Raw genomic sequence first — 24776 nt, 5'->3', positions numbered from 1 at the left:
CTCCCGATTCGATCCGTCAGCCTGTGCTCCATTTCGCCACCGACCGCCGCTCGAACACCTCGCGGAACTGGCTTGTGGATTTTGGAAGCAGGGCGCCCGTGCCCCAGTCGAGGATCACGGCATGCTGGCGGATCACGTCGAGCGCGCCGATCGCGCCGCTGCGGTAATTCTCCGCCACGATCTCAGGATCGAGCCGCACATTGGCGACACGTTCGGCCCTGATCTTGGCGCGAAGCGCTGCGGTCGCGGCCTGGTCCACCTCATAGTCGCACAGCTCGGCATCGACGGTGCGCACGACCACGCCATAATCCTTGGCAGCGCGCTCGACCGAGACGTAGTCGTCCTTGATATCTTCGATCACGAGGGCCGGGTCGCGTTCGAGCGGATCGCCGAATCCGCCACCGCCGGCTGTTGGGCGCGAGAAAATATCGCCTTCGCCGATCGGGACATCGGAGAAGATCGAGCCGAGCCGCTCTTCGCCTTTGCCGCCGGCACGCGTCAATGTCAGCCCGTGCGGCATGGACGGCAGGCCACCCTCGATGCCCCACACCACGGCGCGCTCGCGGTCGCAGATGTAGGAAATCACGGTCTTCTCGGCCTGGAGCATGCGGGAGGTTTTCACGACACCGGCGCCGCCCCGCCATTTGCCCGGACCGGGCGAGTCCTTGAGGATCTCGCATTCGGTGGTCAGGATCGGATTGGCGCGCTCCTGGCCTTCGACGGGTTGCGACATCAGGCCGGTGCCGAAGCAAGCCGTCGTGACATTGCTGCCGTCCTTGCCGTTGCGTCCGCCCCAGCCGCCGGGCAGCCAGTCATAGAACATGAAGATGGGCTTGTCGGAACTGCGGGCGTCGAGCCCGCCGGTGAGCAGATATTCGAGATTGAAAGCGCAGGCGAGCGCGCGCTCCGGCATCAGTTTCGACCACATCTCGTAGATCGAGTTCATGATCTTCTCGAACGGCATCAGGAATCCGGTGACCGCGATCGGCCATTTGGCATCGACGATCGAGTCTTCCGGCGCGATGATTTCGAAGCAGCGGTAGAAGCCCGAATTGAGCGGGAGGTCCGGGAAGAAGGTTTTCATGCCGGCTGCGACGGCGGAGAAGGTCGTGCCGAAGGCGGAGTTGTAGATCGAGCCGATGGTCGGATGGCTGCCGGTAAAGTCGTAGATGGCGCGGTCGCCCTTGATCGTCAGCTTGATGCGGATCGGAATCATGCCCTCGCTGCCGGCGGGATCGCGGTCGATGAAGTCCACCGTCTCCCACTCGCCATCGGGCAGGGCCGCGATGCGCTGGCGCACCGAACGTTCGACATAGTCCTGCACGGCAGCAAGGCCGGTCTCGACCGTGTCGCGACCGTATTTGTTGACGAGGCGCAGGATCTCGCGTTCGCAGACCTGGGTGGCCTGGGACTGCGCCTGGATGTCGCCGATGATCGACGCCGGATCGCGGGTGTTGGAGGCGATCAGATGTGCGACGTCCTTGCAGAAGCGGCCCTTGTCGAACAGGCGGATCGGCGTGATGCGCAGGCCTTCGCGGAACATTTCGCGCGCGGCGACATCGAACGATCCCGGCACGCTGCCGCCGACGTCGGACCAATGGCCGTTCGACTGGCTGAAGGCGATGATCTTGCCGTCAGCGAAGATCGGCCGGATCAGGCGCACGTCCGGGAAGTGCGTGCCGCCGGCGTAGGGGTCGTTGATGGCGAAGACGTCGCCCTCATGCATGTCCCCGTCGAAGAAACGCATGACGTCCTTGCAGGTGAAATGCAGCGTGCCGACATGGACGGCGATGTCCTGATTGCCCTGTGCGGCGCATTCGCCCTTGGCGTCGTGCAGGGCACTGGAAAAATCGCGGTTGTAGATGACGAAGGAGTAGCAGGTCCGCAGGACCTGCTCGCCCATCTGGTCGACACTGGTGATGAAGGAGTTCTTGAGAACCTCGAAGGTCACGGGGTCGAGCGGGAGATCTCCGGCCATGGTTCACTCCTTCACGCGGATGATGATGTTGAGGTATTTGTCGACTTCGGCGCTGGCGCCTGGCGGCACGACGGTCGTCGCGTCGACCTGCTCGACGATCGCGGGGCCTTGAAAGGAGAAGCCGCAGGGCAGGTCGTCGCGCTCGTAGACGGGCGTGTCCAACCCGTTGCCTTCGAACCACACCCTGCGGCGGCCAACCGGCTCAGGGATCACACCGGTCGGTTCGTGGACGGCGAACTCCGCCTTGGGGACGACGCCCACCGCCTTGAGATTGAGACGGAAGAAGCTGACCGGGGCGCTGTCACGGCGAAAATTGTATTCGCGCTGATGCTCGGAATGGAAGCTCTGGACGAGGTCGGTGATTGCGCCGATCGGACTGGGCGCGTGGACCGCGAGCGAGCGCCACTGACCGCGATACATCATGTCGATGGAGCGCTGGAGCACGATATCCTGTGACGCGATGCCTTCATGGGTGAGCCGGGCAAGCGCATCCTTCTCCAACGCCGCGAACTGCGCCTCGATGTCGGCGGCATCGGCCTCGTCGGCGCCGACCATGCAGCTCTGCGAGAAATCGTGCTGCATGTCGACCAGCAGACAGCCGAGCGCCGAGGTCACGCCGGGATTGGGCGGCACGATCACGACCGGGATCGCCAGTTCGCGCGCGACATCGACCCCGTGCAGCGCACCGGCGCCGCCGAAGGCCACCAGGGCAAAGTCGCGTGGATCGTAGCCGCGGCTGATTGAGATTAGCCGCACCGCGTCCGACATGTTGGCGTTGGCAACCTTGACAATCGCGTCGGCAGCTTCGTGCAATCCGAGACCGAACGGCTTTGCGACGCCGTCCTCGACCGCCTGGCGTGCCAGTGCGGGGTCCAGCTTTACCTTGCCGCCCGCCAGATTGGTGCCGAGCCGGCCCAGGGTGACGTTGGCGTCCGTGTTGGTCGGTTGCGTGTTGCCGTTGCTGTAGCAGGCCGGGCCCGGAAAGGCGCCGGCCGATTGCGGGCCGTTGCGCAGGGAACCGGCCGCGTCGGTCCAGGCCAGCGATCCGCCGCCGGCACCGATGGTGAGGACCTCGATGGACGCGAAGCGGATCGGATAGCCGAACTCGATGTACCAGTCCTTGGTGATGCGCGACTGCCCTTCATAGGCCAGCGACACGTCGGTCGAGGTGCCGCCCATGTCGAGGCCGATCGAATTGGGAAAGCCGCAGAGGCCGGCGATGTAGCGGCTGGCGATGGCACCGGCGGCGATTCCGGAACCAGCTAGGCGCGCGGCGAAGTCCTTGACGCTGGCCGGCGTCATGACGCCGCCACCGGTGTGCAGCAGCAGGAGATCGCGGGTATAGCCTTCGTCGGCGAGACGTTCGCCGAGCCGGCTCGTATAACTGACGACGACCGGACTGACGACGGCATTGGCGACCGTGGTCGAGAACCGCTCGTGCTCGAAGATTTCAGGGAGCACCTGCGAGGAGATCGAGACTGGAATGTCGGGCATTTCCTCGATGAGGATGTCGCGCATGGTCCGCTCGTTCGCCCCGTTGAGATAGGCATTCATGAAGCAGACTGCGATCGCGGCAACGCCGCGGCGCTTGAGAATGCGCGCGACGTTGCGTGCGGCCTCGACATCGAGCGGCTCGATCACGATGCCGCCGGCATCGACGCGCTCGGGCACGGTCAGGCGGTCGCGCCGCGGAACGTAAGGCTTGACGACATCCTTGTAGGTATCCCAGAGGTCTTCCTTGTTGGCGCGCCGGATCTCGATGACGTCGCGAAACCCCTTGGTCGTGACCACGGCGGTGCGGGGCAGGCGGCGCGTGATCAGTGCGTTGGTCGCAACTGTCGTGCCATGAGAGAACAGCGCCACCCCGGCAAGATCGACACCGGCCTTGGACACGCCGCCCATGATCCCGTCGATCGGATCGGGGGTTGACGCCGTCTTCTCGATGCGGATGAGGCCGGTTGTTTCGTCCATGATGCAGATGTCGGTAAAGGTGCCGCCGACGTCGACGGCCACACGAAGGTTCTGCACCATGCGACTTCCTCATCGAATTGCGTTTCGCCGATCATAGGCAGATCGGTGGCGGCAGTTCTTGACGCTGAGCGCAGGAAGATTTGTGCGAGAGAGCACCAACGGCCGATCCGCCAGGACCGGCTGCCGGATGCCTAAGGATCGGTCAGGTCGCGGCACACGGATGCGCTGTCAGGGAAGGGCGATGCGTGCCGCGGCGCGGGCTTCGCTCGGGGTGCAGCCGAACCGGCGGCGGTAGTTCCGGCTGAACTGCGCCTGGTCTCCGAAACCCCATTGGTAGGCGATTTCCGAGATGCTCTTGCGGCAGCCGGGATCACGCAGCATTGCGTCGGACATCGACAGGCGTTGGTTCCTGATATGGGCGCAAACGGTGATGCCTTCTCCCTCAAATATCTGGTGCAGATATCTAAGCGAGATGCCACAGCCGTCCGCGACCATTTGCGGGGTGAGCCGCATGTCGGCAAGGCGTGAGCGAATGAACTGCTCGCAGCGATGGAGGTGGCCGTTGCGAACGGAGGAGGAATGCCCGACCAGTACGCGGTCGTCGGACTCGATCACCATCGCCAGGAGATCGATGAGATGCTTGCCCATCACGGTGCGGGCCGCATCGTCCATGTCCGCGATGCGTTCGCCGGCAAGCCGCAGCGTGTCGACGAAAAGCGCGCCCACGCTGCGGCTGGCGTCGAATTGCAGCGTCGCAAGGCGTTCGGGGCGCGATATCCGGGCGCGCAGGACGGCGCTCGGCACTTTCAGCACCCATAGCGCTGCCGGATCCTGATGGCTGAATTCGTAGGGCAGATGGCTTCGCTCGATCACGAAGGCGCCCGGCCGGCAGCGCACGTCCTTGCCGTCCTGCTCAAAACGGATCTCGGCGAGCTCAGGGACCGTGATGAGGAAGCATTCTTCGCGCTCGTTCACGAGGTGCTGCTCGCGGCGCCTGTAGAGCAGGCCATTCGAGACATTGCGGGATACCGAGAGCGGACCCATGGACCAGGCGCCCAGGCTCGCGTGGAAGTCGCGGCCGCCGGGAAAGACAAGATCGAGTGGGAAGTAGGTTTTGGAGACAACGTCCTGCCAGAAATGCCGCCGACTTTGCGAGGGAACATTGCTGGTCGCGTAAGTGGCCTGCATGCCGCACTCCGTCCCTGCCGTCGCCCGTTCGGGCCCTATGCTCTGTCATCGCGCCGGCCGCCGTGATCACCCAAGCTTGGCGAGGACGACTTGACGGCGTCAAATCGAATTAAGCGGGCACCGATATCTCAGATTTCGATGGCCTCGTCCGATCGTTGCCGGTGGTCGGTGCCGACCGGAGGACGCGCCGGGCCGACGCCCGCCACGGCGAAGCGCATGAAGTCGCGATACGCCTTCGCGGCCTCGGAAAACTGGCTGTCACGGCGCCAAGCCAGTCCGACGTCCATGCTGGGCACCTCGTTCTCGATGACGCGCGTCTCGATCCGCTGGCCCTCGAGCGACCAGGGCCGGTAGACGAGGTCGGACAGGATGGTGATGCCCATTCCGCCCGCAACCATGGACCGGACGGCTTCGACGGAGGAGGTGCGGAAGATCGTTCGTGGTTCGAGCGACAACGCGTTCCAGTAGCGCATCGACGTGTGCTTGGCCTCGTCGACGGTGAGCATGACGTAAGGGTAGGTTGCGATCTCAGCGAGATGGACCCGCTCGGCGCGCGTTAGTGGATGATCGGGAGCAAGCCACAACCGGCGCGGCGAGCGCAACAACGTTTCGCTCGCAAGCATGGCATTATTGTGCAGGTTCGAGACCAGCATGACAGCGAGATCGAGCGCACCGTCAACGACGGCGCGTTCAAGAACGTCGCGCGGCGCCTCGTACAGCTCGACCGTGATCCCGGGAAAGCTCGCCTGGAAACGCATCTGATGGCGCGGCAGAAAATAGCCGGAAACGGTATAGGTGACGCCGATGCGCACCGTTCCGAATAGCGGACCGGCGGACATGTGCGTCCCGCGGACGGCTTCGGCGACGGAAGCAAGGATCTGACGTCCCTGCGACAGGAACCGGTTGCCCTCCATGGTGACCGTCACGCCGGTCTGGGTACGTTCCAGCAGGCGGGCGCAGACTGTGGCTTCGAGTTGCTGGATCGCGGCGGTGACCGCGGATTGCGAGACATTCAGGTCGATGGCCGCCTGGCTGATGCGTCCAGTTTCGGCTGCGGCGACGAAATAGCGGATTTGTTTCAGAGAAACGGACATCGCGGTCGATCCGATATTTTGATTTTGCTTGAACTCAGGAGCGGTCGAGCAAGGCTTCTCGGCACAGAGCTTTCACTGCAACTCTCGTGCCCAACGGGCGCACTGGTAAGTGGAAGAACAGAATTAGTGGAAAGTTGGGCGGTCAGAGCGACCAGGCGCCGTCGCATCGGCGCCCGGCAGTCGAGTATGCAGCCAGATACCGCACGCCCCTTCAGTGCCAGAGCTCCAGGGCGGCTATGTCAAAGCGCTGCGAAGCTTGCCCAGCAACTCGGCCCGGCTCTTGCGCGCCGCAAGAGCCTCATCCATTCCGACCTTTACGAATTTCACCGGAGTGTTGGGCTGGAGCTGGCCGATCAAATCCATGTCCGCTGCGATGACCGTGCCGACCATGAAATAGCCGCCGCCTGAGACCGCGTCACGATGCAGCACGATCGGCTCGGTGCCGCCGGGGACCTGGATCGAACCATAGGGATAGCAGGCATCGGTGATGTTGGACGGATCGGAACCCGCGCCGAAAGGCGGCTCGCGCGGCACGAATTCGAGCGGCTTGCCGCCCTTGAAGCGGTAGCCGATCCGGTCAGCTTCCGGCGCGACCTTCCAGGTGTCGCCGAAAAACCCGACGCCGGCCGTCTCGGTGATGCGATGCCAGTAGAGCCCGGGCATCACGCGCAGCTCCGTCGGCATCGCCGCCGGCAGGCCGCGCAGCTCCTTCGCGACGGTGCGGCCGTCCTTGACGGCGAAACTGGCCTTGCCGATGGGAAGTTCGTCACCGGCTTCGAGCTTCCGGCCCTTGAAGCCGCCGAGCGCGCCGAGCGCATAGGTGGAGCGAGAGCCCAGGACGAGCGGCACGTCGATGCCGCCGGCGATTGCAATATAGCCGCGCGCGCCCTGCTTGAGGAAATCGAAGGAGAGTTTTTGGCCGCGCTTCACCTTGAAGCTCGTCCAGGTCTCGCGCGGCTCGCCATCGAGCTTTGGCGGCAGCTCGGCGCCGGTGACTGCGATCAGGGCGTCCTCGGTGAATTCGAGCTCCGGCCCCATGAAGACGGCCTCGAGGACGGCTGCGCCCTCCTCGTTGCCCACGAGCAGGTTTGCAGCGGCGAGCGCGTGACGATCCATGCCGCCGGAGAGCGGGATGCCGATGTGATAGTAGCCGGGACGCCCCAGATCCTGCACGGTGGTGGCAAGACCGGGCTTCAAGACTCTAATTGCCATGGAGAACCCCCTCGAGCTTGCGATTATAGGCGTCGATGTCGTTGTTGAACTCGGTCAGCGAGAATGAGACATCGCGGATGATAGGCGCGAAACGGCCCGCATCGACATCGGCGACCGCAGCGTCATAGGCCGGCCGGTCGATCGGTTTCCATTTCACGATGTCGCCCGGCTTGAACAGGCACATGAAGTCGCGCAGATAGCTGATCTTCTGGTTAGGGTCGTAGATCGGCATCGGCGTGATGCCGAACATCTGATAGCCGCCGGCACCGCGTACCGAGTAGATGCAGCTGAAGCATCCGCCGTGCCCGACGGTGAGTTTTGGCGTGTCCGTGCGTGGACGCAGATATTTCGGCGCCTGGATCTGCCGCTGGCGCTCCACCATCTGGTACAGGAACGGCAGGCCGGCGACGAAGCCGACCATCGAGACGAACCACGGCGCGCTGGAGTGCGCCTTGATGAAGGCGTCGACTCCGTCGAGACCGTTGATCCGCGCAGCGTATTCGAGATCGGTGCCGTTCGGATCCTGATGGCGCTCACGGAAGCGCATCAAGGTCTCGTGCGTCCAGGGATCATTGTAAAGAACGGGGATTTCGATGATCCGCGTCTTGATGACCGGTGCGGATGTTTCAGATGCGGAATCCAGCTGTTTCAGCTCGGCAAGCAGGTCATCGGGCTTGATCCGGTCCGGATCGAACTTGACCTGATAGGATGCGTTGGCCGGGCAGATCTCGGTCACGCCCTTGATCTTGGCGTCGCGGACCGCATTGGTGACGAAGAGGCCCTTGAAGAAGGCCTCCAGCGACATGGACTCGGCGACTTCGGCGAAGATGTGCTCGTCGCCGCCGTAGGAAAATCGGGTTTGCATGACTAGCGGCCTCCTGTTGCTGACGGGGCGGGTTCTCTCGCGGTCATTGTGCGACCTTGGCGGCCGGTGACGGCGTCGCGGTGCCGAGCGACGAAGCATGGGTTTCCAGCCATGGCTCGAGCCAGGCTGTATGAAAGCGCGCGGCCATGACGTCGGGATCGCGCGCGAGCGCCTGATGCAGGGGCTTTGTGGTCGCAAGGCCCTCGACGCGGAGCTCCGCAAGGGCGCGCTCGAGCCGCCGGATCGCACTCGGTCTATCCTTGTCGTGCACGATCAGCTTGCCGAGCAGGCTGTCGTAGAACGGCGGCACCGTGTAGCCCTGGTAGAGCATGCTGTCGAAGCGCACGCCTTCGCCTTCGGGCACACTGAGTGCGCTGATAGTGCCAGGGCTCGGCATAAAACCTTTCGCCGGATCCTCGGCGTTGATGCGGACCTCGATCGAATGACCGCGAACGCGAACCTGCTCCTGGCGGATGCGCAGCGGCTCGCCGCCGGCAATCCGGATCATCTCGCACACGAGGTCGATCCCGGTGATCATCTCCGTCACGGGATGCTCGACCTGGATGCGCGTGTTCATCTCCAGGAAGTAGAATTCGTGGCTGCGGTCGTCATAGAGATATTCGAGCGTTCCGGCACCGCGATAGTCGACGGCCTTGGCAAGCGCAACGGCAGACGAGCACAGTCTTTCACGAACCGCCGGCGTCAGCGAAGGCGAGGGGGCTTCCTCCCAGACCTTCTGGCGGCGTCGTTGCAGCGAGCACTCGCGCTCGAAACAATGGATGACGTCGCGCCCGTCGCCGAGGATCTGCACCTCGATGTGCCGCGCGCCTTCGATCAGCTTCTCGACATAAAGGCCGCCATCGCCGAAAGCGGCAAGCGCTTCTGCCTGCGCCTGCGGCATCAGATGATGGAATTCCTCGGCCGAACGCGCGATGCGGATGCCGCGTCCGCCGCCGCCGGCGGCGGCCTTGATCATCACGGGAAAGCCGGTTGTCTCGACCAGAGCGAAAGCTGCGTCGGCAGATTCCAGGCGTCCGGCGCTGCCAGGGACGGTCGGCACGCCGGCCGCGGCCGCAGCCTCGCGAGCCGCAACCTTGTCGCCCATCAGCCGGATCGATTGCGCCGTCGGGCCGACAAAGACCAGTCCCGCCGCCTCGACGGCGGCGGCGAACTCGGCGTTCTCGGCCAGGAAGCCGTAGCCGGGATGGATGGCGTCGGCGCCGGTCGTACGCGCAGCAGCGAGGATCGTCGTCTGGTTGAGATACGACTTTGAAGCCTGCGGCGGGCCGATCTCGATCGACTCGTCAGCGAGCCGGACAGCAAGCGAGTCCTTGTCGGCCTTGCTGTAGACCTGGACGGTCGCAATGCCGAGTTCGCGCGCCGCACGAATGATGCGGACGGCGATCTCGCCGCGATTGGCTATGAGGAGCTTGTGAATGGTCATGGACGCTTGAAAGCTCTCAAACGTCGATTTCGGCGATCGGCTGGCCGGCCATCACCGGTTCCTCGTTCTCGGCCAGGAAACGCAGGATCTTGCCTGCCGCGCCGGCCTTCACTTCGTTGAATGACTTCATCACTTCGATGAGCCCGATCGTGTCGTTCTCCGTGATCGCGTCTCCATCGGTCTTGTAGTCCGGCTTGTCGGGTGCGGGTTTGCGATAGAATATGCCCGGTAGCGGCGAGAAGATCTGCTGTGTTGCCATGGGGTTCTCCTGGTGGATCGTCTTTTCCGGCCTTCCGCCTCACCGCGCGGTGAGATAGGGGCGGACGGCCTCGCGAACGGCGTGCGCGATTGCAACCGCATTGGGCGTGTCGGAGTGGATGCAGATCGAGTCGGCTCCGACCAGGACGTCGTTGCCGGCCACCGAGCGGGTCTTGCCTTCATTCACGGCTCGTGTGCATCGCGATGCCGCATCGGCCGGATCCTTGGCCTCGTGCTCGCGCGTGATGATGAGACTGCCGTCGGCATTGTAGTCGAGGTCGGCGTAGTATTCGGCGACGAAGGTGTGGCCGCGCCGCTCGTAGACCATCTGATGCAGCGTGCCCTTCATGCCGAGCAGCGGTACCTTGTAGACATCGGCGGCGTCCGCGACGGCCTCCGCGATGTTCTCGTTGCGCGCGGCCATGCCATAGAGGGCGCCGTGCGGCTTGATGTGATTGAGCGGCAGGCCTTCGGCATCCAGGAATGCCTTGAGCGCGCCGATCTGATAGAGCAGGCAGTTCGTCAGCTCCTCGCGGTCGATCTTCATCTCGCGCCGTCCGAAACCCTGCAAGTCCGGCAGTGACGGATGGGCGCCGACCTTGACGCCGAATTGCTTGGCGAGCTGCACCGTCTTGCGCATGTGGTTGAAGTCGGATGCATGGAAGCCGCAAGCCACGTTGGCGACATCGATGTGGGGCATCAACCCCTTGTCGTCGCCCATCTTGTAGAGGCCATAGGCCTCGCCCATGTCGCAATTAATCACGACCATTCTCCTGTTTCCTCTCAACGGCTTGCGTTCGATCCAAGGGGGACGGCAGCCCGCAGGTGCGACAGGCACCGCGGGCGGCGCGTGGCCGGTTTACTTCGAGACCAGATAGTCGACCGGGATCTTCTCCGAAATCGTCCACTGATCGACCATCTTCGGCTTGCCGCCCTCGGTGTCGATGATCAGGTAACGGCCCTGGTTCTGATGGTGGATGTCCTTGTTGAAGGTGCGCGGTCCGAACAGCGTGGCCTCGTTGTTCATCTTTTCCAGCTCGGCGACAACGGCCGGGGCGTCGGTGGTCTTGGCGCGTTCGACCGCCTTGGCCCAGACTTCGATCAGGACATAGCCGGGATAGACGTACTGGCTGGAGGGATCGCCGCCGGTCACGTCCTTGTACTTCTTGTTGAACTCGTTAACCTTCGGATTGGGATCGTCGCCGTAGATCGAGCCTTGCACCGGAACGTAGAAGTTCGACAGGTCAGGAATGGCGTTCAGCCAGTAGCTGCCGTCCATGCTGGAGCCGTTGAGGATCATCGATTTGATGCCGGCGGCCCGGATCTGCTTGATGGCCGAGACCGCGCCCGGCATCATCGTGCAGACCATGATGGCGTCGGGCTCCTTCGGCAGGCTCTTGATGCGCGTGATCTGGGACGCGATCGAGGCGTCGTCATTCTTGAACGTGTCGCTTCCGGCCAGCTTGGCGTCCTTCAGCTTCGGCATCATCCAGTCGAAACCGTCGCAGATACCCTTGTTGTAGACGGTCCAGCTGTCGAGCAGCCGGTAGAAGCTGCGGGCATTCTTCTTGTTGTAGGCCCATTCCGCCATGGTCGCGCCCTGCACGGCGGCCAGCACGGAGGCGGAGAACGAGTAGGGACCGACGCCGGGGATGCCGGCTTTGATCGATTCGGCGCAAAGGAAGAACGAGACCTTGCCGGCCGCTTGCGCCTGGAGCGCCGCCGGCGCGCCGAAGTCGTAGTCGCAGGAAACGATCACGAGGTCGGCGCCCTGGTCGAGGACGGCGAGGCCGGCCTTGGCGCCTTCAGCCTGATCGGTCTTGGTGTCGGCGAAGACGGCCTTGATCTTCTTGCCGAGCAGGCCGCCCGCCTTGTTGATCTCGTCGATGCGGATCATGGCCGCATCCTGTGCCGGCTTGTCATAGGCCTGCATGAAGCCTGAAGCAGCGGTCGCAAATCCGATGACGATCTCGTCGGCCGCTTTGGCCGGTGTGAGCCAGAGTGCGGCCACTCCGGTCAGGACGCCCAGTATTCTCGCAAGACGCATAACCATTCCTCCAGTTGTGCAGTGAAATTCAGCTCAGTTCCTTTGCCGTCCGCACGGGGCGTGACCATCGTCGCAGCACCGGCCATCCGCGCCAGGAGAACTCCCGGTTGCGAGTGAGGCCGGTCGGCAGATACATCAGGATGACGATGGTGATGATGCCGATCGCGATCTCCTGGATCCCGTTGGGCAGTGCGACCTTGAGTGCGCCAAGGCTGATGCCCTTTTCGAGGTTGCGGAACAGCTCGATCAGCACCGAGATCGCGACGACGCCGGTGACGGCACCGCTGAGGCTGTACATGCCGCCGACGACCAGCATCGACAGTGTGATGAACGTCGTGCGCAGGTAAAAGGCGCCGGGATTGACGATGCTGAGGAAGTGCGCATAGAGCGCGCCGGCGATGCCGATGATGAAGGCGCTGACCACGAACGCGATCAGCCGTTCACGGACAATATCGATTCCCGAGGCGCTGGCGGCGACGGACTCGTCGCGCGTGGCGCGAAGCGCGAGCCCGGAGCGGGAAATCGCGTACAGGTATGCGATCACGATCGCAACCGCCGCACCCAGCCAGCCGATCCAGACGTTCATGGTCGGCGGTATGCCGACGATCGAACCCTGTCCGCCCGTGACCGAATCCCAGTTCGAATAGACGTTGTTGATGACGCCAAGCAGTCCGAAGGTCGCGATCGAGGCCGCAATCCCCGACAGGCGCATGATCACGCGTCCGACGACGAGCGCGAACAAGGCCGCGAAAATCCCTGAGATCGGTGTGGCCACCCACATCGGCAGTTGCGTATGCAGCAGCCAGGCGGGCAGTCCCTTGAGCGTGATCGATTTCATCACGGGCGGAATCGCGAGCCAGGCGGTCATGTAGGCGCCGAGGCACATGAAGCTGATGTGCCCGAACGACAGCAGGCCGGAATTGCCGACGAAGACGTAGAGGCCGACGACCACCATGATGTTGATGAACATCTCGACCGCAGTTCGGTTGAACGCACGGCTGCCGAATTGATAGCTTAGAGCGGCCATGACGAGCAGCACGACGATCAGGATGATCGGTGTCAGGATCGTTCGCCGGATGACAGACGGCCGCTTTGGCATCGATCAGACCCTCTGCTTGGCGGATTTCGGTGCGAACAGGCCTTGCGGCCGCACCAGCAGGACGACGATCACCGCGCCATAGACGAAGGCGTCACGGAAGACGCGCGCGTCGTGCGGCAATGTTGCCTGGAAGACGACGCTGGCGGCGCCGATGATGAAGCCGCCGGCGACAGCGCCGGGCACACTGCCGAGACCGCCGATCACGGTGGCGATGAAGGCGATCAGCATCACATTGGCGCCCATGTTGATGTCGGCCGTGCCTGAGATGGTGGCTAGGATTAATCCGATTGCCGCGGCCAGCATGCCGCTGATGGCAAAGGCCAGCAGGATGACGCCGTTGGCACGGACTCCGAGCATGCGCGCCATGGTGAAGTTTTCGGCGGCCGCGCGCATTTCGAGGCCATAGCGCGTGCGCTTGAGGAACAGCACGAGCACGGCGAGCGCGGCCAGCGTGATGACGATGGTTACGACTTGCAGCATCGGGATATGGGCGCCGAGAAATTCCACCGGCAGGCCGAGGCTTGGCCACAGGGTGATCGATTTCGGGCGGCTCGAATAGAAGGTCAGCAGGACGTGGCGGATGACGAATCCGAGACCGAAGGAGGCGATCATCATCGTTGCCGGATTGGCGTTGCGGAAACGGCGGAACACGACGATCTCTGACAGGATCGAGAGTGCCGCGCCGATCATGAGCAAGAGCGGAATCAGGAGATAGAACGGCAGCATGCCGGCAAAGACCACCGCTGTTGCGTTGACCGACGGCCACAGCATTGCGAACACACAGAAGGCGATGAAGTCGCCATGGGCGAAGTTGACGAGCCGCATGACGCCGAAGATCAGCGCGATACCGAGCGCGCCCAGGGCATAGAGACTGCCGAGGCTCAGTGCGTCGAAGATGATCTGCAGGACCGCGGTCATTCTCAGTGATCTCCGAAGCCGAAATAGGCCTGCTTCAGGCGCTCGTCCTTGATCATGTCGGCGGCTGCGCCCTCGAGGACGATGCGCCCGCCGCGGATCAGGATCATGCGTCCGCCGGCCATCATGGCGCGCGTCGAGCTCTGCTCGACGATCAGCAGCGTCAGCTTGCGCTGCGCCCGCAGCCGTACCAGGATCTCGTAGACCTGATCGATGATCTTGGGTGCAAGTCCGAGCGACGGCTCGTCGATCGCCATGATGCGCGGAGCCGTCATCAACGCGCGACCGATGACGAGCATCTGCTGCTGGCCGCCCGAGAGCATGCCGGCCGCCGTGTGTCGGCGATCGGCCAGCATCGGGAATTCGGCGTAGACGGACTCGAGGTCGCCGGCGATCTTGTGCCTGTCGGCTCGCATGCCGGTGCCGACCTTGAGATTCTCCTCGATGCTCAGTGCGCCGAAGACGTTGCGTCCTTCCGGCACCAGCGAAAATCCGCGGCGCGCGATGTCCTCCGGCGCGGCGCCCGTCACTTTCGCGCCGTCCATGGTGATGGAGCCCGATCCCACCGGTACGACCCCGGCGAGCGCGTTCAGCAGCGTCGACTTTCCTGCGCCGTTGGGGCCTGTCACGAAGAGAACCTCACCCTCGGCGACCTCTAGTGTGACGCCGCGCAGGGCTGTCAGGCGTCCGTAGCTGACGGTGATGTCGTCGACGGCGAGCAGCGTCATGATGCGGCGCCCATCTCGGTCGCGAGCGCCGGAATCACGTCGTCGCGCTGCGTGCCCATGTAGGCGTGCCGGACCGCGTCGCTGTCGCGGATCTGCGCAGGCGCGCCGACTTCGATGATCTCGCCGGAATCGAGCACGAAGATGCGCTCGCAGAGTTCAAGCACGAGGCCAATGTTGTGCTCGATCAGCAGCACGCCGACGCCGAGTTCGCCGGCGATCCGCCTGATGATGACGGCCAGATCGTGGCTTTCATGCTCGGACATGCCGGCCGCGGGCTCGTCCAGCAGCAGATAGCGCGGCGTGCACATGATGGCGCGGCCGATAGCGACGCGGCGTTCGTCGGTATAGGGCAGGGCGCCTGCGATCGTGCTGCCGAGGTGCGATATGCCGAGCCAAGTCAGCACGCGCTCGGCCTCCGTGATCGCCTCGCGCCGGGTCTGACCGAGACCCACGCCTGTAACCTCTAGATTGTCCACAACCGGCAGATCGCGGAAAAGTCGTCCGGACTGGAACGTGCGCGCGACGCCCTTGCGTCGCAGCTTGTGGGCCGCGATGCCGTTGAGGACCTCGCCTTCCAGCTCGACGGTCCCCGTGCCGACCGGCTGAAACCCCGTCAGCACATTAATAAGTGTCGTTTTCCCGGCGCCGTTGGGGCCGATCAGTCCGGTGATGCGTCCCCGCGGAACCGTGAGCGTGACGTTTGACAGCGCCTTCAAGCCTTCGAACTGGACGCTGACGTCGCGAGCGCCCAACTCCAAACCACCGGAAGCCATCTCAACGCCTTCTCACTCGTCGCCCATCACAAACGGAGTTTTGCGTTGCGGCAGACGCTTGTAAAATTCGAAATATCGTTCGCCGATATCGGAAATTGTGATGATGCTGACGTTCCCAGGATTCTTTCCCGGCTGGGCAGCGCCGGTCATGGCGCTCTGGAGCCGCGGAACAGCAAGACTGGAGCGAGGGCAAAACTGGAACGAAATCAAAACAAGCGACTTGGTCGCGTCACGCGCGACCATCAAAGCGCTTGCAGGAATCGCTCTCCCATCGCGACGGTTGCATCGGTGTAGTCCGTTCCCAGCCGTCGTGCGGTCTCGGTGTCCGAATGCGAGGCGATCCAGGCAGTCAGCAGCATGCGCCGGAGCATCACGAAAATGGGCAGCATGAGCTCGTCTTCGCGCGAAACCGACGCGATCGCGCGATATCCGTCGAGCCATGATGCCTGGAGTTCAGCCACCACGGGCTCGTGCTCCATGAAGCTGACGGCGGCGGCAAAGTCGTAGAAGAACCAGGAGAAGCCGCAATCGTCGAAGTCGATGACGCCGAGACGCGCACCGTCGACGAGAAGATTGGCCGGCCGCAGATCGGCGTGGATCAGACCGAATCGGTCGTGAGTGTTTCCGTAGCTATCGAGACGCTGCTTGAGTGTGTCGGCGACCCTCTGCAGCAATTGTCGGCCATCGTCGCGAAGACCGAGGCCGGCCCGCCAATCGCCCCACAACGGTCGTGTGCCCAACATTGCATCAAAATCCCAGATCTTGCGCTGAAAGTCCGGCGGCCGCTTCCATCGGCGGCTATGCGCATGAAGCCTGGCACAGATCGCACCGAGCTTGCCGAACCAGGCAACGAGATCGTCCGATGGATCGGGCTCCTTGCCGCTGAGAAACTCGAATGCCGCAACCTGTCGCCGCGAGCCGTTCAAGACGATCGGACATAGCGCCCGGCTCTCACGATCGGCGACTGGGCGAGGCGTGACGACAATATCCTCCGCTATCAGCGCATTGATCCAGGCGAGCTCGGACCTGATCTCGGCCGACGTGTGGTAGCCGATCCGTTGCACGCGCAGCACAAGCCTCCGTCCAGATGCCGCATCCTGTGCCAGGAATGTCGTGTTCTCGGAATGGCTGAGGAAGGAGACCGTCGATTGTGACGAGAGACCCCAGAGCGGCAATGCCGCGCCAAGCTCGGTCTGCATGCTTTCGATCAAGCTCGGAGTCATCATGAGAGCCGGCCGGCCGTCCCGGAAGTGGCATCGAGGAGATCAAGAAGGCTCGACACGATGCGATCGGGGACGACGCCCGCGGCCGCGTTGAACGGCACGTCGCTGGCGAGCAAGATGGAGCGCAGGCCGGCGGCGTTGCCCGCCGCGATATCGGTTGCGACCTGGTCGCCGATCATGATCGTTTCGTGCTTGGCGGTGCCGAGATGCGCAAGCGCCTGCTCGATCAGGAACGGATGTGGCTTGCCGACGACGATCGGCTTCGCACTTGGTACTGCAGCGACCACCGCCGCCGTCAGCACGCCGACGCAAGGGTCATATCCATCGTGCACGGGCGTGAGGACGTCGGGATTGGTCGCAATGATCGCTGCTCCCGCCAGTGCGGCCCGTATGGCCGTTCGCAGCTTGGCGTAGTCGAGCATCGAATCGAAGCCGAGCACCACGACTTCCGGGTCCACAGAGGTCAGATCATAGCCGGCTGCCTCAATGGCCGCGAGTAACGGCTGTTCGCCGATCGCAAAGACCGGTGTGCCTTGCGGCCAGCGTCTTGCGAGCAGGGCCGTCGCCGCCGAGATGGTATTGAAGACCTGCCGTGAGTTTGCCGGAATGCCGATGCTGGTCAGCTTCGTCACAAATTGCGCGGCAGATTTCGTCGAGTTGTTGGTGACGAACGCATACGGCAGGCCCTGGTCGTGCCAGGCGCGGAACGCTCTTACCGAGCTTGGGATCGCGGCATCTCCTCGATAGGCCACGCCGTCGAGGTCCGAGATGATGCCGCGAACGGTCGGGAACGTCTGTGTTTTCAAGGCAGGGATTCCGCTCATTTCGAAAGGCGAAAATTATAGGCTCACCGTCTCCGAACCGCTGTTCCGAGCGTCCATCATTCCTGTCCTGCACAGTGGAGAGGCGCGGATGCCTCGGAGTTGGGCGCTGCGCTCCGGGCGATCAGGAGTCGCCGCGCGCAATCGTCGCATCCGGGAGTGTCAGCAACGGAATCGTGGAGCAGCAGGAATCGGGCAAGCGCGGCCTTTGGTCTACGCTTTGCAGGTTGAGGACGTTGCGCGAGACGATCGAAACGGCTGAGGCCCCGCGCCCTCGGCAGCAGTTTCAACGTTGCCAAAATCATCGAGGGATAGGACATGATCAACCGTAGAGACGTGATGTTAGGAGGGCTTGCCGGTGCCGCAGCGTTCGGCTTCGGACGGGTCAACCCGGACTTCCTGGTAAATTCAGCTTTTGCGGCCGAAGGCAAGGCGCTGCGTTTTCTCGGCGCCGAGGCGCTGTCCGGCAATTGGGATCCGACCACGCACACCAATCTTGGCCAGCTCATCGTCGAGGGGTTTGTGTTTGGCTATCTGACGCGGGCGCCGATGAAGCCGGACAAGCCGGACGAGCTGATCTTCGAATTGGCGGAGTCGATGACGCCGATCGATGCTTCCACGATGGAAGTCAAGCTTCGGAAGGGCATCAAGTTTCACGACGGCACGCCGTTTACGGCAGCCGACGTCAAGGCGACCTATGAATATGGCTGCCTGCCCGATCGACCGGCGCAGTGGTATCCGGGCCTCGTCACCGTTGACGTCGTCGACGACTTCACCTGCCGCATCAACACCAAGGCACACGGTTATCCGGCGTCGCTCTACTATTATCTTTCCTCGTTCCTGCCGATCATGTCCGCCAAGGACGTCGCCAACAAGGCGCAGTTGTCGGCTCGCATGAACGGCACCGGGCCGTACAAATATGTCGAGCAGAAGGGCGATACCACCGTTCTCGCCGCCAACGCCGACTTCTTCCTCGGCGCGCCCAAGATTCCTGGCGTCGAATATCATTTCGTCGGCGACACCACGACCCGGACGCTGTCGTTGCTGAATGGCTCGGCGGACATCATCGAGCGGCTGGAGCAGGAGCAGGTCGATACGATTTCCAAGGATGCCCGCTTCAACATCCACAAGGCGGTGTCGGTCGAGAACAAATATCTGTTCTTCCGCTGCTCCAAGAAGCCGTTCGACGATCCCCGCATTCGTCTCGCGGCGTGCCATTCAATCGACCGCAAGCAGGTTCTTGAAATTCTCGGCGTCTCCGGAACCTACTCCAAGGCGCATATCTCGCCGGTGAAGTTCGGCTATACGGAGGTCGCCGAGTATCCGGAATTCGATCCAGCCAAGGCCCAGAAGCTGCTGGCGGAAGCCGGCTTCCCGAAGGGCCAGGGCCTGCCCGAACTCACCTATTACACCTCGGTGGGCTTCTATCCGAAGACCAAGGAATATGCCGAGCTGATCACCGGCATGCTCCAGGAACAGGGTTTCAAGGTCAATCTTCAGACCCTCGAAGTCGCGGCCTGGGGCAATTTGCTCTATGACAAGCCGGGCGGCGGCGAAGGCAACATGATCGACTGCGGCTGGTGCACGGGTTCGCCCGAGCCGGATCTGGTGCTGCGCACCCACTTCCATTCCTCATCCAAGCGCATCACCGGCATCGTCGACAAGGACATCGACGCGGTGCTCGACAAGGAGCGCAACGCCACCTCTATCGAAGAGCGCAAGAAGATCCTCCAGACCGAGACGCTGCCGACCATCGCCAAAAAGGCGCCGGCACTGGCGTTGTTCACCTCGGTCTTCATCCACGCCTACAGCAAGAAGCTCGACGGCCTCTACATCTACCCGAACGGCATGCAGGACATGACCAAGGCCACACTGGCATGATGATTGCTCCGATAGGTCGGACTTGTCCGACCTATCGGGTTTCTCAGGTCGGTTGCAGGGCCAGACGACCCGGCCTGCCGGAACTCCCGACGAATGCAAGGGTAGCTCTTCCCGATGTTGATCCTGGAATTCCTGGTCAAGCGGATCGCGCAGGGCCTCCTGATCGTCTTCATCACCTCGTTGATCATCTTTACGCTGTTGCGCGTGGTTCCAGGCGATCCCGTTCGTCTGATCGTCGGCGGCATGGCGCCGCCCGATGTGGTCGAGCAGGTGGCGACCAAGATGGGGCTGCGCGATCCCATCATCGTTCAATACGGCCGCTATATGCGCGGTCTGCTCCAGGGCGACCTCGGACAGTCTTATCTTCGGCCGCGTAGCGGGATGATTGCGGCCGGTGGCCAATATGTCGATCCGACCAAGTCGGACATGGCGCTTGTGACCGACCTCATTCTCGAACGATTGCCATTCACGCTGCAATTGGGCGGCATGGCCTTGTTGTTCGCGCTGTTGATCTCGTTTCCGGTCGGAATAGCCGGTGGTCTGCATCAGCATCGATGGCAGAACGCCCTGGCGTTCGGCATGCAGTCGCTTTTCGTGTCGATCCCGAATTTTTGGCTCGCGATCGTTCTGATCCTGTTTCTGTCAATCAAGCTGAAGCTGCTTCCGGCGCTCGGCTACCAGGGCTTCTCCTATGTCATTCTGCCGGCCCTGGTGCTGGCGGTGGAGATCGCGCCCTTCATTATCCGGACACTGACGACGTCACTTGGCGAGGTGATGCAGGCGCCGTTCATCGATGAAGCCCGGGTTCGCGGCCTGTCGCGCCGCCGCATCGTCTATTCCCATGCGCTGCGCAATGCCGCGGTGCCGCTGGTCAATTTGCTCGGCATCCAGCTTTCGACCCTGATCGGCGGCGTGCTGGTGATCGAATACATCTTCGATTATCCGGGCCTCGGCAATCTGACCGTCGTCTCCGTCGTCGGACGTGATTTCCCGGTCATCCAGGGCATCGCCATTACGACCAGCGCGGTGTTCGTGTTCATCAATATCATCGTGGATCTGGTCGCTTATCTCATCGACCCTCGCGTGGAGATCTGACCATGACGGCCACCACGGTCATTGCTGCGGAGCTTGAACCTCGATTGGCGCGCATCCGGTCCGTCAATCGGCGGATCCTGGCTGCAGCCTGGAGCATGTCGAGCTTCAAGGTCGGTTTCTTTGTCTTCATCGCGCTGCTGCTGGCGTCCGCGATCTATCCCGAAGTGTCCTCGGTCAGCGCCACCAAGATGGTGGTGAAAGACAAATTCCTGGCGCCGGTCTATCTGGGCGAGAAATGGACCTGGGATCACGTGCTCGGCACGGATCAGCTCGGCCGTGACATCCTGATGCGCAGCCTTATCGGACTGCGCTATTCGCTGCTGGTCGGCATCGTCACGGTGCTCCTGATCTTCATCATCGGCTGCGGCCTCGGCCTGTTCGCGGGCTTCAAGGGCAGGTGGTGGGACACCATCATCATGCGGATCACCGACGCGCAGCTCTCGATTCCGATGATCATCCTGGCGATCACGATTCTCGGCGTGTCGCGGCCGACCGTCCCGACCATCATTATCGTGCTGGCGCTGTCCGGCTGGCCGCTCTACGCGCGGGTGGCCCGCAGTGCCGCGGTCGCCGAGCGCGGCAAGGAATATGTGCGTGGCTTGCGGGTGCTCGGGGCCGGGGACTGGCGCGTCCTGCTGCTGTTCGCTGCGCCCAACATCCTGCCGCCGATCGCGTTCGTCGCAGTGCTCGATGTCGCCCGCATGATGATCTTCGAAGCGATCCTGGGCTTCCTCGGGCTCGGCATTCAGCCGCCGACCCCGAGCTTTGGCAGCATCATCGCCGATTCCCGCAAATATCTTCTCAATGCCTGGTGGATCGGGACCATCCCGGGAATCTTCCTCGCCATCGCGCTCACCTCGATCAATCTGATGGGCTCGGCGCTGGAAAAGGCGCGCAACCGCATCTATGGAGGTCTTTGAGATGGATCTCTCGCTCATTCTCGAAATCGACGATCTGACGGTTGGTGCGACGACACCCGGGGCGGCTCCCATTCTCGATCACGTCAGCTTCCGCCTCAGCACGTCGGAGATTTTCGGCATCTACGGGGAAAGCGGTGCGGGCAAGACGGTGCTCAGCCGCGCGCTGGCGAACTGGTTGCCGGAGAGCCTGGAATATCGCGCCGGACGGGTCGCCTTCGCCGGTCATGACATCCTCGGCGCCGGCGCGCGCGAAGTCCGGATCGGGCGCGATATCGCCTATATCGGCTCCAAGCCGCAGAGTTCGCTCGATCCGACCGTGCCGGTGGGCGTCCAGATCGCGGAGAAGCTGCACAGTGTGAGGCCTGAATGGAACGGGCGCGAGTGTCGTGACCGGGTCATGCAGCTGCTCGGCGAGGTCCGCATCCCCTCGCCAAAGGAGCGCTACTGGGACTACCCGTCGAAATTCTCCGGCGGCATGATGCAGCGCGCGATGATCGTGGATGCCATTTGCGCCGAACCCGCCGTGCTGATCGCCGACAACGTGACCCAGCCGCTGGACGTCACCATCGCCGCGCAGATCGTGGCCTTGCTCCATGACCTCTGCACGCGGCACAAGATGGCGACGATCTATTTGTCGTCTTCCTTGCCGACGCTCGGCCAGTTCGGCGATCGAACGGCCGTGCTGCACCAGGGCCGGTTTGTCGAGCAGCAGGCGTTCGCCGACCTGCTGGCTTCGCCGCAATCCGACTACACGCGCAAGGCCATCGCAAGCGTGCCGCGGATGTGGGAGACGGCGGAGGGCCCGCTTGCTCGCCGTCAGGCGCAGGGCGAGGCGCCGTTGATGAAGGTGGAGAATGTCCATCGCACCTATCGCGCCCGCAAGCGCGGCACGTTCAACAGCTACAGCAACGTGCAGGCGGTGCGCGGTGTCACGCTCGACATCATGCCACGCGAGAATTTTGGCATCGTCGGAGAATCCGGCTGCGGCAAGTCGACCCTGACCCGGCTCTTGGCCTGGCTGGAGACGCCTGACAGCGGCAGCATCGTCTTGAACGGGACTTCGCTCGGTGCGCTGTCGTCGGGGGATTTGATCCGCAAGCGCAACGAGTTCCAGCTGCTCCTGCAGGACCCGTACAATGCCTTGCCGCCGCGGACCACGGTCGGCCGCATGATCGAGGAGAGTCTCCTGATCCGTGGCAGGGTCAAGCGCGCCGGTTTGAGGAAGCGAGTGATCGCGGCGATGGCCGAAGTCGGTCTTGCCGCTGAGCTCTACGATCAGCTGCCGAACGCGCTCTCGACCGGCGAGCGCCAGCGCATCTCGATTGCACGAGCCCTGATTCTCGATCCCAAGCTCCTGATCCTCGACGAGACCTTGTCGGCGCTGGACCAGCGCGAGCAGGGCAGGCTGATCGAGCTGTTCTCGAAATTGCAGGAGAAGAACGACCTCACCTACGTCTTCATCTCGCACGATCTCGCCATGGTGCGGAAGGTCTGCACGCGGATCGCGGTGATGTATCTCGGCGAGATGGTCGAGATTGCCGACAACCACCATCTCTTCTTCGACCCGCAGCATCCTTATACCAAGGCGCTGCTGTCGGCGGCCCCGACGTTGGAGCAGAAGCCGTTTGATCCCTCCGATTTTCTGCTCGAGGGCGAGCCGCCCAGCCCGATCGACATCCCAGCCGGCTGCAGCTTCGCGTCGCGCTGTCCGAAGGCCTTCGGCCGCTGTCGGGTGGAGACGCCGGGGCTCGTCGAGCATTCGCCGGGGCGCTTCGCCGCTTGCCATCTGCTCGATGGTGATCAGGCGCAGGCGGCGGCCTGACGGTCAGGGGCGTGGCTTGAACGGCCAGCCCAGCTCGATTGAACGCAGATCTTCCAGCGCCTTCGTCACCTGGAGGACGCCGAGATCGTCGAAGCGATGGCCGATGACCTGAACACCGATTGGCAGATCCCGGGAATCGAACGCCATGCAGACCGTGGAAGCGGGTTGGCAGGTCTGGTTGAACATGGCCGTGAACAGCGTGTGCGCGAGCGGCGTCTCGCGGGAGACACCCGGTTCTTCCGCCGGAAAATTCACCACCGGCAGCGTCGGTGAGATGACATAGTCCCAGCCTTCGAACGCCCCCAGCAGCGCCGCCTTCATTTTGGCGATCTGCCCCAGGGCCCGGTAGAGATCGGTGCCTGAATGCTTTGCTCCGCCGAGAGACCACGCGCGAACGTAGGGATTGATGTCGCGTGGGGTGTCAGTATGTGCGGGCAGCGAGGTGTATTCGAGATACCCGCGGACCTGGAGGAACAGGTCAATCGCCGCATAGGCGTCATGGTCTAGCGGCGAGGCAAACGGTTCAACGAACGCGCCTGCGCCCGCCAGCAGCTTTCCGGTCGCCTCGACGGTCTCGCGCACGACCGCTTCGGGTTTCATGCCAAACCCCATGTCGGTGAGGATTCCGATCTTCAATCCCTTCACATCGCGCTCGAGGCGCTCGTGATAGCGCACGCCGTCGGCGGGGAGGCTCCAGGTGTCGCGCTCGTCCTGCCGCGTCAGCACGGTCAGCAGGCGGGCGATATCGTCGACGCTGCGGCCCATGGGACCGGCCATGCGCATGGTGTCGGCCGGCAGATGCGGCACGCGTCCGTGGGTGGGCTTGAGTCCGGCGAGGCCGCAATGTGCAGCTGGAAGGCGGACGGAGCCCGCGATATCCGTGCCGACGGAGACATATCCGGCGCCGGCAGCGACCGACGCGGCGGCGCCGGCCGACGAGCCGCCGGTGTTCCAGGCAAGCCCCCAGGGGTTGCGGGTGATGCCGTGCAGCGAGCTGATGCCTGACGCCATCAGGCCGCAATCCGGCATCGTGGTTTTTGCAAAGATCACCGCGCCGGCTTCGCGCAATGCGATCGCCGGTGGTGAATCGTAATTTGAAGGCGGCAGGGCGCGGTTGGCTCCGATGCCATGAAAGTAGGGCCAGCCGGCCATGGCGACGCTGTCCTTGACGGTCATTGGAATACCATCGAGCGGACCCAGCGCTGCTCCGGCCTTCCATCGGGCTTCCGAGCGTTGCGCGCTGGCCATGGCCTGTTCCGGACGGAAGCTGAACAAGGCGTTGATCGCGGTATTGACCCCTTCGGAGTGGTTGAGGGTCGCTCGCAGCACCTCCACCGGAGACAGCGCGCGCGAGGCGTACGCCTCCGCCAGCTCGGCAAGGCTCATCCCGATCAGTTCTGCAGCAGACATGGTGGCCTCGATGGGTCGCGTCCCGGATCACA

The 24776-nt window shown here is 63.3% G+C and carries 22 protein-coding genes; 4 read left to right on the top strand and 18 right to left on the bottom strand.

Annotated elements, in window-relative coordinates:
- Nucleotides 1–16 precede the first annotated feature (16 nt).
- The 17 genes from ACFDR6_RS32930 to ACFDR6_RS32850 all read right to left on the bottom strand — a co-directional run bounded on the left by ACFDR6_RS32930 (nt 17) and on the right by ACFDR6_RS32850 (nt 17601).
- Complete coding sequence (locus ACFDR6_RS32930) at nt 17–1978, bottom strand: hydantoinase B/oxoprolinase family protein (RefSeq protein WP_375860880.1); 1962 nt, start codon at nt 1976–1978, stop codon at nt 17–19.
- Between the two features lie 3 nt (nt 1979–1981).
- A complete protein-coding gene (locus ACFDR6_RS32925) occupies nt 1982–4006 on the bottom strand; it encodes a hydantoinase/oxoprolinase family protein (RefSeq protein WP_375860973.1) in 2025 nt (674 codons plus the stop codon).
- A 171-nt stretch (nt 4007–4177) separates the two neighbouring features.
- Nucleotides 4178–5137, bottom strand: a complete 960-nt coding sequence (locus ACFDR6_RS32920) for an AraC-like ligand-binding domain-containing protein (RefSeq protein WP_212091796.1) — start codon at nt 5135–5137, stop codon at nt 4178–4180.
- 128 nt (nt 5138–5265) lie between these two features.
- Entirely contained in the window at nt 5266–6231 is a 966-nt protein-coding gene (locus ACFDR6_RS32915) for a LysR family transcriptional regulator (RefSeq protein WP_212091799.1), read from the bottom strand.
- A 234-nt stretch (nt 6232–6465) separates the two neighbouring features.
- On the bottom strand, nt 6466–7443 hold the full coding sequence (locus tag ACFDR6_RS32910; RefSeq protein WP_375860879.1) for a 5-oxoprolinase subunit C family protein: 978 nt from the start codon (nt 7441–7443) through the stop codon (nt 6466–6468).
- Nucleotides 7433–8308 carry a 5-oxoprolinase subunit B family protein gene (locus ACFDR6_RS32905; RefSeq protein WP_212091803.1) on the bottom strand — a complete coding sequence of 292 codons (876 nt, stop codon included), beginning with the start codon at nt 8306–8308 and terminating at the stop codon, nt 7433–7435. The genes ACFDR6_RS32910 and ACFDR6_RS32905 overlap by 11 nt, the downstream gene beginning before the upstream one ends.
- Before the next feature lie 43 nt (nt 8309–8351).
- Nucleotides 8352–9752, bottom strand: a complete 1401-nt coding sequence (locus ACFDR6_RS32900) for an acetyl-CoA carboxylase biotin carboxylase subunit (protein WP_375860878.1) — start codon at nt 9750–9752, stop codon at nt 8352–8354.
- A gap of 16 nt (nt 9753–9768) precedes the next feature.
- On the bottom strand, nt 9769–10011 hold the full coding sequence (locus ACFDR6_RS32895) for an acetyl-CoA carboxylase (RefSeq protein WP_212091807.1): 243 nt from the start codon (nt 10009–10011) through the stop codon (nt 9769–9771).
- Nucleotides 10012–10050: 39 nt separating this feature from the next.
- A complete protein-coding gene (locus tag ACFDR6_RS32890) occupies nt 10051–10779 on the bottom strand; it encodes a LamB/YcsF family protein (protein ID WP_212091809.1) in 729 nt (242 codons plus the stop codon).
- Nucleotides 10780–10869: 90 nt separating this feature from the next.
- Nucleotides 10870–12057, bottom strand: a complete 1188-nt coding sequence (locus tag ACFDR6_RS32885; RefSeq protein ID WP_249153697.1) for an ABC transporter substrate-binding protein — start codon at nt 12055–12057, stop codon at nt 10870–10872.
- A gap of 28 nt (nt 12058–12085) precedes the next feature.
- On the bottom strand, nt 12086–13156 hold the full coding sequence (locus ACFDR6_RS32880; protein WP_317242653.1) for a branched-chain amino acid ABC transporter permease: 1071 nt from the start codon (nt 13154–13156) through the stop codon (nt 12086–12088).
- Nucleotides 13157–13159: 3 nt separating this feature from the next.
- Nucleotides 13160–14074 (bottom strand): branched-chain amino acid ABC transporter permease, encoded by a 915-nt coding sequence (locus tag ACFDR6_RS32875; protein WP_375860877.1) that lies wholly within the window; start codon nt 14072–14074, stop codon nt 13160–13162.
- A gap of 2 nt (nt 14075–14076) precedes the next feature.
- On the bottom strand, nt 14077–14799 hold the full coding sequence (locus ACFDR6_RS32870; protein WP_212091817.1) for an ABC transporter ATP-binding protein: 723 nt from the start codon (nt 14797–14799) through the stop codon (nt 14077–14079).
- On the bottom strand, nt 14796–15572 hold the full coding sequence (locus ACFDR6_RS32865) for an ABC transporter ATP-binding protein (protein WP_375860876.1): 777 nt from the start codon (nt 15570–15572) through the stop codon (nt 14796–14798). Before ACFDR6_RS32865 ends, ACFDR6_RS32870 begins: the two co-directional genes overlap by 4 nt.
- A gap of 12 nt (nt 15573–15584) precedes the next feature.
- Nucleotides 15585–15815 (bottom strand): hypothetical protein, encoded by a 231-nt coding sequence (locus ACFDR6_RS32860; protein ID WP_375860875.1) that lies wholly within the window; start codon nt 15813–15815, stop codon nt 15585–15587.
- The gene (locus tag ACFDR6_RS32855) at nt 15815–16771 is read right to left on the bottom strand and encodes a phosphotransferase enzyme family protein (RefSeq protein ID WP_249153699.1); all 957 of its coding nucleotides are present in this window, start codon (nt 16769–16771) and stop codon (nt 15815–15817) included. The genes ACFDR6_RS32860 and ACFDR6_RS32855 overlap by 1 nt, the downstream gene beginning before the upstream one ends.
- A 23-nt stretch (nt 16772–16794) precedes the next feature.
- A complete protein-coding gene (locus tag ACFDR6_RS32850) occupies nt 16795–17601 on the bottom strand; it encodes an HAD-IIA family hydrolase (protein WP_317242656.1) in 807 nt (268 codons plus the stop codon).
- 333 nt (nt 17602–17934) lie between these two features.
- Here ACFDR6_RS32850 and ACFDR6_RS32845 point away from each other — a divergent pair, with 333 nt between their 5' ends.
- The 4 genes from ACFDR6_RS32845 to ACFDR6_RS32830 all read left to right on the top strand — a co-directional run bounded on the left by ACFDR6_RS32845 (nt 17935) and on the right by ACFDR6_RS32830 (nt 23334).
- Complete coding sequence (locus tag ACFDR6_RS32845) at nt 17935–19497, top strand: ABC transporter substrate-binding protein (RefSeq protein ID WP_375860874.1); 1563 nt, start codon at nt 17935–17937, stop codon at nt 19495–19497.
- Nucleotides 19498–19611: 114 nt separating this feature from the next.
- The gene (locus ACFDR6_RS32840; RefSeq protein WP_212091829.1) at nt 19612–20592 is read left to right on the top strand and encodes an ABC transporter permease; all 981 of its coding nucleotides are present in this window, start codon (nt 19612–19614) and stop codon (nt 20590–20592) included.
- A gap of 2 nt (nt 20593–20594) precedes the next feature.
- A complete protein-coding gene (locus ACFDR6_RS32835) occupies nt 20595–21512 on the top strand; it encodes an ABC transporter permease (RefSeq protein ID WP_375860873.1) in 918 nt (305 codons plus the stop codon).
- Nucleotide 21513: 1 nt separating this feature from the next.
- On the top strand, nt 21514–23334 hold the full coding sequence (locus tag ACFDR6_RS32830; RefSeq protein ID WP_375860872.1) for an ABC transporter ATP-binding protein: 1821 nt from the start codon (nt 21514–21516) through the stop codon (nt 23332–23334).
- A 3-nt stretch (nt 23335–23337) separates the two neighbouring features.
- On the opposite strand, the gene ACFDR6_RS32825 is transcribed toward ACFDR6_RS32830, so the two are convergent.
- Complete coding sequence (locus ACFDR6_RS32825; protein ID WP_375860871.1) at nt 23338–24744, bottom strand: amidase; 1407 nt, start codon at nt 24742–24744, stop codon at nt 23338–23340.
- Nucleotides 24745–24776 lie beyond the last annotated feature (32 nt).

It is taken from the genome of Bradyrhizobium tunisiense (assembly GCF_042263385.1).
GTDB classification, from domain to species: domain Bacteria; phylum Pseudomonadota; class Alphaproteobacteria; order Rhizobiales; family Xanthobacteraceae; genus Bradyrhizobium; species Bradyrhizobium tunisiense.
This window is presented reverse-complemented; position numbering and strand designations above follow the sequence as displayed.